Source organism: Mycobacterium sp. 1165178.9 (genome assembly GCF_001673555.1).
In the GTDB taxonomy this organism is placed as follows: domain Bacteria; phylum Actinomycetota; class Actinomycetes; order Mycobacteriales; family Mycobacteriaceae; genus Mycobacterium.
Map to the genome: position 1 here is coordinate 1 of NZ_LZMB01000495.1, position 10,312 is coordinate 10,312.

6 protein-coding genes and 2 pseudogenes are annotated in these 10,312 nt (G+C 63.5%); 6 read left to right on the forward strand and 2 right to left on the reverse strand.

Going from position 1 to position 10,312, the window contains the following annotated elements; all coding sequences use genetic code 11:
- Positions 1–665 precede the first annotated feature (665 nt).
- Positions 666–1,355 carry a GAF and ANTAR domain-containing protein gene (locus A5652_RS21205; RefSeq protein WP_067356238.1) on the reverse strand — a complete coding sequence of 230 codons (690 nt, stop codon included), beginning with the start codon at positions 1,353–1,355 and terminating at the stop codon, positions 666–668.
- Positions 1,356–1,883: 528 nt separating this feature from the next.
- Between A5652_RS21205 and A5652_RS21210 the strand changes: the two genes are divergently transcribed.
- The 6 genes and pseudogenes from A5652_RS21210 to A5652_RS21235 form a co-directional block, all read left to right on the forward strand.
- Positions 1,884–3,506: an alkaline phosphatase family protein gene (locus tag A5652_RS21210; protein WP_067356241.1), complete on the forward strand. Its 1,623-nt coding sequence runs from the start codon at positions 1,884–1,886 to the stop codon at positions 3,504–3,506.
- Between the two features lie 804 nt (positions 3,507–4,310).
- Complete coding sequence (locus A5652_RS21215) at positions 4,311–5,642, forward strand: adenylate/guanylate cyclase domain-containing protein (RefSeq protein WP_067356244.1); 1,332 nt, start codon at positions 4,311–4,313, stop codon at positions 5,640–5,642.
- Between the two features lie 27 nt (positions 5,643–5,669).
- Positions 5,670–6,281 (forward strand): HdeD family acid-resistance protein, encoded by a 612-nt coding sequence (locus A5652_RS21220; RefSeq protein WP_369805845.1) that lies wholly within the window; start codon positions 5,670–5,672, stop codon positions 6,279–6,281.
- An 88-nt stretch (positions 6,282–6,369) separates the two neighbouring features.
- The gene (locus A5652_RS21225) at positions 6,370–7,842 is read left to right on the forward strand and encodes a cytochrome ubiquinol oxidase subunit I (RefSeq protein WP_067356251.1); all 1,473 of its coding nucleotides are present in this window, start codon (positions 6,370–6,372) and stop codon (positions 7,840–7,842) included.
- Positions 7,843–7,877: 35 nt separating this feature from the next.
- Complete coding sequence (gene cydB, locus A5652_RS21230) at positions 7,878–8,918, forward strand: cytochrome d ubiquinol oxidase subunit II (RefSeq protein ID WP_067356254.1); 1,041 nt, start codon at positions 7,878–7,880, stop codon at positions 8,916–8,918.
- A gap of 86 nt (positions 8,919–9,004) precedes the next feature.
- A pseudogene (locus tag A5652_RS21235) lies at positions 9,005–10,066 on the forward strand (ABC transporter transmembrane domain-containing protein); the annotation flags it as partial.
- A 47-nt stretch (positions 10,067–10,113) separates the two neighbouring features.
- Here the strand turns inward: A5652_RS21235 and A5652_RS29270 are convergent.
- Positions 10,114–10,293 (reverse strand): annotated as a pseudogene (locus tag A5652_RS29270) (ATP-binding cassette domain-containing protein); the annotation flags it as partial.
- Between the last annotated feature and the right edge of the window lie 19 nt (positions 10,294–10,312).

The window sequence follows — 10,312 nt, forward strand, 5'->3', positions numbered from 1 at the left end:
GGTGCTGCCGTGCGCATTGAGCTCGACACTGCGCAAGCCGCGGCCGAACGCCCGGCCTGACAGCGGTAGTGCGCCCGTTGGCGGCCATCCTCGACGATGCCCAAACGTAGCGATCCAGCCGGCAGCCGCGCGTCAACTGGTGGCGATTTTGCACACGCTATGTAAGCGGGCGCATTGCCGCGGGAAGTTGCCGGTCGTCCAGTCAATGACGAACGAGCGGCCAATGTTAACCAGCCGTCAGAGGCCAGTTGCCGGGCCAAGGACGTGGGGCGCAAGGTCAATCGTTATGCAGCCCGACGACCCCAGCATCACACCGGTCAGGACTGCGGCCGCTGCAACAGCTTTCAATATCTTCCTCATCGATCACACCTTTCTACTGGTGAGATGCCGGCGGGAATGTAAGTACCGTCGGTTAGCTGATGCTAGCGCGGTCGTTTGACGCGTGTGGAATATTGCGCAAACGCTGAACCATTTTGTCGAACTCAGGCGTCAATGCAGCACGCCGCCGCGGGTCAACTCATCGCGATTTGCGGCGAGAACACCAAGCACGCTTAGCGCGAGCTGGCTCGGCGTACCCTCGCTGAATTCAAGCTGACCGGAAAGGTCGACTAACCAAGACAGCACCCTGGGTGGAAGGTGCGGCGGGGGTCAGGGATTCGCCGGCTTCACCTTCGATTGGTGCTGTCGACGACCAAGCGGGCGATTTCGGCCAGTTTCGTGTTGGACCGCTGCGAAAGACGAACCAGTAGCCTGAACGCCTGCAAGCTGGTCAAGTCCATCCAGTGCATGAGAATGCCCTCGGCCTCACCGATGATGTCGCGGGTAGCCAATCCGACCTCGAACTGTGTTTCCGCGGCGGCTCCGATCATGGCCACCGCGGCGTGTTGGGCCAAAACTTCGCCCTGGATGATCGAGTCCTCGGTGAAGGCGCAGCTTTTGTCGCTGTAGATGTTGAGCGCGCCAAGGCTGCCGCCCTCGGCGAAAAGCCGGAATGACAACAGGCTGAGAATGCCCTGTTGCCGTGCTGCATGGACATATTTGGGCCAGCGCGGATCGGTGCGCATGTCGTCAACGAGCACGGTGTGGTGACCTCGTAAAGACGTCAAGCACGGTCCGTCATTGAGGTCGGACTGCATCCGGTCAAGCTCGGCCACAGTGGGGCTGGTAGGCACTTTCGGCACAACCGCCTCGCCATCCACGAGCGAGATGCCCGCCCAGCGCGCCCCAGGCACGATTCGCGCCGCGGAATGGACGATCGATTGCAGAGTGTCCGTGGACCCCTTCTCGAGCTGCAGTTCAGCGGCGAGGCCGGCGAAAGCTTTGGCCAGGTCTTCGTGACGCAAAGGCAGAGTCATTTGGGTACCCGATTCAACCGGGCGCAATGCGGTGGCGCGCCGGGGTTTGCGGGACTGTTAGACATGTATACAACCGGTCAGGTTACCGCGTTGATCCCGGCAGCGCATCCGCCACGTCGATCGACGGCGGCGGCCTACCTTTTCCGACCCGTGCGGCCATGAGCCGCCAGCAACGGCGGGTCCGATGGTCTGGGCGTCGCGCTTGCGGCCCTCACGATCGGCCAGTCCGCGGCGTCGAGAGCGCGGGCCATCCCGGCCCTATCAATGTCGGCGGACCAGGCGCTCGGGGCGACATCGATTCACTCGCGCGTCGCCTACTCCCCGTGGCTGACCGGCCCGTGACGGGTTGCGTTTTTACGCGGAAGCAAGATCGCCCATACACGATCGCACCGAGAATCGGTTCGCCGACTCGGTCACCGAATGGCAACTGCTGGATATCAATTCGTGCAACAACATAGGAGTTCGGCGTGACATAGCTCACGATCGACGGAGCAATTCGCGGCGTCTCAACCGCAGAGGTGGTACCTGATGTTCTGTCGGCTTGGTCGCGCGGCTGGTGCCGTCGCCGGGGCTGCCCTGCTGGTGCTGTCGGCGTTCACTGCGCCGAAAGTGTCCGCCGCCGTTGTGATGAGCCCAAATCTGTTGATGAATCCGGGTGCCGAGTTCGGCGATCCGTCCCTGTCGGCATACAGTTCGGTGTCCATCCCGGCGTGGACCGTGAGCGGCACACCGACCGTGATCAAGTACGGCACCGTGCGCCGCCTGCCGTGGCCGCTGGGGTCGCCGGGTCCGACTCTGCCTGCGGCCCTGGGATTTCCACGGGCACAGAACGGACCCCCCGACGGCGCCACGCAATTCTTCGGCGGTGGAAATGTGGCGACATCGACGCTCACCCAATTCGTCGACCTGTCCGGTGCGGCGCCCCAAATCGACACCGGCACAGTGCCATACATGCTGAGCGGATGGCTCGGAGGTTTCCTTGAAGATCCGTCCGAAGCGTCGGTCACTGTCACTTTCATTGCGGCCGACCACCAAACGCCGCTGGGCACCGGCAAGATCGGGCCGGTCACGGTGCTGGATCGCCGCTTGAAAACCACGCTCCTGCAACGTGAGACCACCGGGACGATTCCCCGGGGAGCCCGCGGCGCGAACGTGGTCGTTACCCTCAAGGACAGAAACCCGGTAATCGGCAACTACAACAACGCCTACGCCGACAACATCTCGTTCAGCGTCGGCGCCCCGTTGCCTCTCCCACCCCCGCCGACGCCACCGGCGTCGAAAGTCGGCCCCCTGGACCACGTATTCATGATCTATCTAGAGAACCATGGCGTGAAGGACATCGTCGGCAGCCGCAATGCGCCATACACCAACGGCCTGATCAACAACTACGGATACGGCAAAAACTACTACGCGCAAACCCATCCGAGCCTTCCGAACTACTACCCGATCCTCGGCGGCTCCGACTTCGGCTTCAATTACAACTGCGAGATGGACTGCTTCGACAAGCCCAACCTGGTCGACAACATCGAGGCAGTGCACGGGGGTTGGGCTTCCTACGAGCAATCCATGCCGCAGCCATGCTTCAAGCAGTCCGCCGGTCCCTACAGCCCCGGTGAACTGCCATTTCTCGCCTTCCACGACATCGTCGCCAACGATGCTCGCTGCCAGGCGCACGTGCTGCCGCTGGAGCGGATGGCTACGGATCTCGCTTCGCCCGCCACCACTCCGAACTACGTGTGGTGGGCCGCGGACGAAGACCACAACATGGAAGGCCCGGTCAACCTCGAGTTCATCATCAGCCTGCTGACGGATCACCAATACAACATCAAGGCCGGCGACCAATTCCTCGCGGCCACGTTGCCCACGATCCTGAACTCGCCCGCATTCAAAACGCAGCGCAGCGCCATCTTCATCACGTGGGACGAGGACTACAACAACCTTTCGCTTGGCATCGGCAACGAAGGCAACCACGTCCCCATGATCGTCATCCCCTCACCGAATTCCGGTATGCGCCAAGGCCACATCGTTGCCGCCAGCTACAACAACCACTACAGCTTGCTCCGCACGATCGAAGACTCACTGCAACTTCCCCGGCTCACGAACAATGACAAATTCGCCCAGCCGATGAACGAATACTGGCAGGCGGGCTAGCCCGGCGCCCCCTTGCCTAGTGCTGCTACTAGTCCTGCCGGCCGACCCCGCCGCGTCGGCCGGCGTTGACCGAATCACGACCGAATCGCATGCGAGTCTTCCCCGACCGGGACGACGCCCTACTGCGCTTTGAATTCATTGAAGTTTGGCGGACCAAGATGTAAGTAATCGTCTACGGTCTTTGGACCAAACGTCAATCAGCAAAATTGGTGCTGGCAATTCCTTCGCGGTTTGCCGGCGGTACTTTGCGCCCACCGGTCCGAAGATGCCGACATCGCGACGGTTATCAAAAAGTGACTATTCGCGGGTACAAATTTGGCGCGTCGTTAGCTGGAGTCTTCGACGCCCTCTCATACGCTCATGCATGTCGCCGCGTCGCAGGGGTGATCGCGTCGGCCCGCCGAGGATTGGAGAACGGAAGTGTCACATGTACAGCAAGCCATTTTTGTGGCGTTGGCGCTACTGGCCCCGATCTGTGCGGCGGGAAAGCCGATCGCGTGGTTTGCGCGGTGCCGTGGGATGAAGAAAAGCCGGTTGCGGCGCAAGCGGCAAGAAAACCGCCGGCCCGCCACATATGCCAGGTCCAGTGCTCGACCGGTTGCTCGCAGACCTCGCTTGGAATCCCAGGCGCGAAAAGGCGATTTGGTCGGATATCGGCCTATCCGCGAGTCGGTGCGGTACGCGGAACGGCGACCTCCGATGGCGAGCTGAAAAGCGGGATTCACCCGGCCGGGCGGTTTGCTCATTCCCGATTTTTCGTGAGGCAGCCGCCGAGCGTGCAGCTGAGCGGTTAGGCTTACACCCGTGGCGGCCAGGAAATGTGGTGCCCCACCAACACGCCCAGACGGCTCGTCGGAGCGCCCGGACTGCGTGGCCGCGGCGCGCGCCCAGTCACGCGACCGTAATCAGCACTACGCCGATAGTGCCGCACGCCAGTATCGAGTGCTCACGATCGCTGCCTGGCTGGCGGTCATAGTCAGCGCCAATTTCGTCGTGCTGCAGGTGGTCACCGGTGCCTGGATATGGCAGATGATCCTCCTCAACGTCGTCTCGGCCGCGATCTTCGCTGGCGTACCGTGGCTGCACCGCTTCGGTGATCTGGTCGCGCCGCTGACCTTTATCGGCGCGGCCTACGTCACCGTCTCCGCCAGCTGTTGGGATGCGGGCACCTCATCAGGCTCCCAATATTTCTTGATAGTGGGTGCCTGCCTGGTGGTGTTGCTGCTGGGCCTTGAACACATCGCCTTGGCCGCAAGCCTGGCGGCGATCGCCGCCGGCCTCGTCATCGGGTTGGAATTTCTCGTTCCGCGCGATACTGGTCTGATACCGGCCTGGGCACAGTCCATGATGTTCGTCGTCACCATCATCTCCGCCTGCGTGATGGTGTTCATCACGGTGTGGTACGCGCTGCGCGACACGCAGCGCGCCGAGACGGTGATGGAATCCGAGTTCCAGCGCTCGGAGGCCCTGCTGGCCAACATGCTGCCGGGCAGCATCGCCGAGCGTCTCAAGAGCGCCGACCGAAACGTCATCGCCGACAAGTACGACGAGGCCTCCGTCTTGTTCGCCGACATCGTCGGCTTTACCGAACGCGCCAGCAGCACAGCCCCGGCGGACCTGGTGCGGTTCCTGGACCGCCTGTACGGCGCCTTCGACGAGTTGGTCGACAAGCACGGCCTGGAGAAGATCAAGGTCAGCGGAGACTCCTACATGGTGGTCAGCGGCGTCCCGCGGGCGCGGCCGGATCACGCCTTCGCCTTAGCCGATTTCGCGATCGACATGGCCAATGTTGCTGCTGCACTGGATGATCCGCATGGCCAGGCGGTCCCGTTGCGGATTGGCATGGCCTGCGGTCCCGTCGTGGCCGGCGTCGTGGGTTCGCGCCGGTTCTTCTACGACGTGTGGGGCGACGCGGTCAACGTCGCCTCGCGGATGGAGGCCACCGATTCGGTGGGCCGAATCCAGGTGCCCGAGGGGATGTACGAGCGCCTCAAACACGACTTCGTCTTGCAAGAGCGCGGCCGCATCGAAATCAAGGGCAAGGGCGTTATGCGCACCTGGTATCTAATCGGCCGCAGGGCGGGCGAAGAACCCACCGACCTGCGTGCCGAGGATCCACGCACCGTTCACGTCTGACCAAAGTCCCTGTACCACGGCGCACGTTTGTGCCAGACTGCGGCCATGACTATCTCCCCTGGCTCTCCTGGAACCCACCCCGTTCCGAGCTTGCTGCCGCATCTGTGGAAATCCGCTCTGCTGTCGGGAATTCTGTCACTTGTCCTTGGTGTCCTGGTGTTGGCGTGGCCGGGGCGAACCATTCTTGTCGCGGCCATCATGTTCGGCGTCTATCTGCTGATTACCGGTGCAGCACAGGTTTTCTTCGCGTTCAGCCTCCATGTCTCGGCGGGAAGCCGAATCCTGCTGTTCATCAGTGGGGCGGCGGCACTCATACTCGCTGTCCTGGCGTTTCGGCACTTCGGAAAGGATCAGCTGACCGCAATCCTGTTCCTAGCCATCTGGATTGGCATCGGTTTCATCTTCCGCGGCGTCGGCACCACGGTTTCGGCCATAAGCGATCCGCACCTGCCGGGGCGAGGTTGGTCGATTTTCGTCGGCATCATCAGCCTGCTCGCCGGCATCGTCATTCTGGCCTCGCCGCTGGAGTCGCTCTTCACCCTGGCCATCGTGGTCGGCGCGTGGTTTGTGGTCATCGGCGTGTTCGAGATCGTTTCGTCGTTCGGTATCCGCAAGGCGTCCAAAACCCTGGCCGGCTGAGCGGGGCGCAGGTAGCGTTGGCACCGGCTCATCTACTACACTCTGTCGTAGCCGTTGAGCGGGCCTCCGCAGTCTGGGGAGCTGAAAGATGAATGTCGTCGATGTTTCGCGGTGGCAGTTCGGTATCACTACCGTCTACCACTTCATCTTCGTGCCGCTCACCATAGGTTTGGCACCGCTGATCGCCATCATGCAAACGGTGTGGGTGGCCACCGGTAATACCGCCTGGTATCGACTGACCAAGTTCTTCGGCAAGCTGTTCCTGATCAACTTCGCCATCGGCGTGGCGACCGGGATCGTCCAAGAATTTCAGTTCGGGATGAACTGGTCGGAGTACTCGAAGTTCGTCGGCGACATCTTCGGCGCGCCACTGGCGATGGAGGGCTTGTTCGCCTTCTTCTTCGAGTCCACGTTCATCGGGCTGTGGATCTTCGGCTGGAGCCGACTGCCGAAACTCATACACCTTGCCTGCATCTGGATTGTCGCGCTCGGCGTCAACGCGTCGGCCTTCTTCATCATCGCGGCGAACTCGTTCATGCAGCACCCGGTGGGCGCGCATTACAACCCGGTTACGCGTCGCGCCGAGCTGGACGACATCTTCGCACTGCTGTCCAATAACACTGCGCAAGCGGCTTTTTCACACACCGTGACCGGTGCACTGCTGGTTGCCGGCACCTTCGTCGCCGCGGTCAGCGCTTGGTGGATGGTGCGCTCACGCAAGACCGAGTCGGCGGTACCCGATGCGCAAACCGACGCCCGCACCATGTTTCGTCCGGCGGCCATCCTGGGCTGCGGGGTGGTGCTGCTCGCCACTCTCGGCCTGTTCTTCACCGGTGACCGGCAGGGCAAGCTGATGTTCGTGCAACAGCCGATGAAGATGGCGTCGGCCGAGGGGTTGTGTCACACGCAGACCGATCCCGACTTCTCCGTGCTGACGATCGGAACGCACAACAACTGCGGCAGCGTCGCCGAAGTCATCAAAGTGCATTACGTGTTGCCGTTCCTGGCCGAGGGCAAGTTCAGCGGCGTCACGCTGCGCGGGGTCGACGAGTTGCAACAGGAGTACCAGCAGCGCTTCGGACCCGACGACTATCGGCCGAACCTGTTCGTCACCTACTGGTCCTTCCGGGCGATGATCGGGTTCCTGGCGATCCCGGTGTTGTTCGCCTTGACCGTGCTGTGGGTTACCCGCGGTGGTCGAACACCCAAGAGCCGCTGGATGTCCTGGTTCGCCCTAGTCGCCATCCCCACGCCGTTCCTGGCTAACATTTCGGGGTGGGTATTCACCGAGATGGGCCGTCAGCCCTGGGTGGTGGCGCCCAATCCCACTGGGGACCAATTGATTCGGATGACGGTCCGCGAAGGGGTGTCGAATAACGTGCCCGGCATGGTCATGACATCGCTGCTGACCTTCACCCTGGTCTATGCGGTGCTCGCCGTTCTTTGGTTCTTCTTGCTCAAGCGCTACGTGGTCGAGGGGCCGCTGGAACACGATGCGGAACCCGCTCCCCCGCAAGTGCCCACCGATGACGAAGTGGCACCACTGTCTTTCGCGTACTGACCAGGGCCTAACCGACGCCGAAAGGAGTTGAGACGGTGGGACTGCAGGAGTTGTGGTTCGGCATCATCGCGGTGCTGTTCCTGGGATTCTTCATCCTCGAGGGCTTCGACTTCGGCGTGGGCATGTTGATGGAACCGTTCGCGCGCATCGGCATCGGTGAGCCCGAACCGCTGCGCCGCACGGCGCTCAACACCATCGGACCGGTGTGGGACGGCAACGAGGTTTGGCTGATCGTCGGCGGCGCGGCCATGTTCGCGGCCTTTCCCGGCTGGTATGCCACCGTGTTCTCCACGCTCTACCTGCCGCTGCTGGCGATCCTGTTCGGCATGATCGTGCGTGCGGTGGCGATCGAGTGGCGCGGCAAGATCGACGACACCAAATGGCGCGGCTGGGCCGATGTCGGCATCGCGGCCGGGTCGTGGCTGCCGGCCTTCTTGTGGGGCGTTGCGTTCGCCATCCTGGTGCGTGGACTGCCGGTCGAGGCCAACGGCCACATTCACCTCTCGATCACCGATGTGCTCAACGTCTACACGGTGCTGGGCGGCTTGGCCACCACCGGTTTGTTCTTGTTCTACGGAGCAACGTTCGTTGCGTTGAAGACCTCCGGCGCCATCCGCGACGACGCATACCGATTCGGCATCTGGTTGTCCCTTCCCGTCACCGGGCTGGTCGCGGCCTTTGGACTTTGGACGCAGCTGGCTCACGGCAAGGACTGGAGCTGGGGGGTACTGGCCGCGGCGGTGCTGGCGCAACTGGCTGCGGTGCTGCTGGTGTGGCGGCGCGCCTCCGATGGTTGGGCGTTCACCTGCGTCGCGCTGGTCGTGGCGGCGGTGGTGATCCTGCTCTTCGCGTCGCTGTATCCGAACCTGGTGCCCTCGAGGCTGAACCAGCAATGGAGCCTGACCGTCTACAGCTCCTCCTCCACCCACTACACCCTCAAAGTCATGACGTGGGTGACGGTGTTCATGGCTCCGCTGACGGTGATCTACCAAGCTTGGTCGTATTGGATATTCCGGCAACGGATCTCGGCTGACCGGATACCCGCGCCCATCGGCCTGGCAAGGCGCGCATCCTGAGCGGTACGGACCGTACCAGCCGGGCGCCCCTAGACCCGCGACTGTGGCGGGCGTCGGTGGCGGTGCGCCGTTACCTGGTCGCCGTCGTGGGCTGCGGCGTACTGATCTCCGGCTGTGCGATCGGCTCGGCGATCGTCTTGGCGGGCGTGGTCGCCCGCGCCGTCGGCGATCCCGCCGCCCGGAACTTGCACGTCTTCCTGGGCCCGCTGTCAATCCTGCTGGCGCTTTGGGTAATCCGCGCGGTGACGCATTGGCTCCAGGCCCGGCTGGGGCAACGCGGAGCGAGCGCGGTCATCGCCGAACTGTCCGGTCAGGTGCTTGCCGCGGTGACCTCCAGGCAACCGAGTGAACTCGCAGCGCAACGCGACTCGGCCGCCGTTGTGGTCACCCGCGGCCTGGACGGCTTGCGCCCCTATTTCACCGGCTACCTGCCGACATTGCTGCTCGCGGCTATCCTGACCCCGGCCACCGTCGCCGTGATCGCGGCATACGACCTGAAATCGGCGGTGGTCGTGGCGATCACGCTGCCACTGATACCGATCTTCATGGTGCTGATCGGACTCGCAACCGCTGACCGATCGGCCGCGGCGCTGGCCGCGATGACGACGCTGCAGGCCCGGGTGCTGGACCTGATCGCCGGCATCCCGACGCTGCGCGCGCTGGGGCGCACGTGGGGGCCCGAGCACCGCATCGCCGAACTGGCTGCCGCGCACCGCCGTTCGGCCATGGCGACGCTGCGGATCGCATTCCTGTCGGCTTTGGTGCTGGAGCTGTTGGCCACGCTCGGGGTGGCGTTGATCGCCGTCGGAATAGGTCTTCGGCTCGTGTTCGGTGAGCTGACCCTGACCACCGGCTTAACCGTCCTGCTACTCGCGCCGGACGTCTACTGGCCACTGCGCCGCATCGGCGTGGAATTTCACGCCGCGCAGGACGGCAGGACCGCCGCCGGTGCGGCGTTCGCCCTCATCGGCGAGCCGACCGTGTCGAAGGCCAGGACCCAGGCGGTCAGCGCGCGCGGCGCGCGGATTCGCCTCGATCGTCTGACCGTGGACGGCCGCGACGGCCCGGCGCCACGCGATCTGAACGCGATCATCGAACCCGGCTCGGTGACGGTGCTGACCGGACGTAACGGCGCCGGCAAGAGCACCGGGCGTTGCGGAAGCCAGGACAGCTGCGCCCACCATGCGGCCGGCTCGAGGTCGGCGACGGCGACGCCGTCCACGATGACCCGACCCGATGATGGCACGCTGATGCCGGCGATCGCCTGCAGGGTGGTGCTCTTGCCGGCGCCGTTACGTCCGGTCAGCACCGTCACCGAGCCGGGTTCGATGATCGCGTTCAGATCGCGTGGCGCCGGGCCGTCGCGGCCGTCCACGGTCAGACGATCGAGGCGA

Excerpts from the sequence above, each read along its gene's own strand:
- A5652_RS21205 (WP_067356238.1), bottom strand. The coding sequence starts at position 1,355 with ATGACTCTGCCTTTGCGTCACGAAGACCTGGCCAAAGCTTTCGCCGGC.
- A5652_RS21210 (WP_067356241.1), top strand. The coding sequence starts at position 1,884 with ATGTTCTGTCGGCTTGGTCGCGCGGCTGGTGCCGTCGCCGGGGCTGCC.
- A5652_RS21225 (WP_067356251.1), top strand. The coding sequence starts at position 6,370 with ATGAATGTCGTCGATGTTTCGCGGTGGCAGTTCGGTATCACTACCGTC.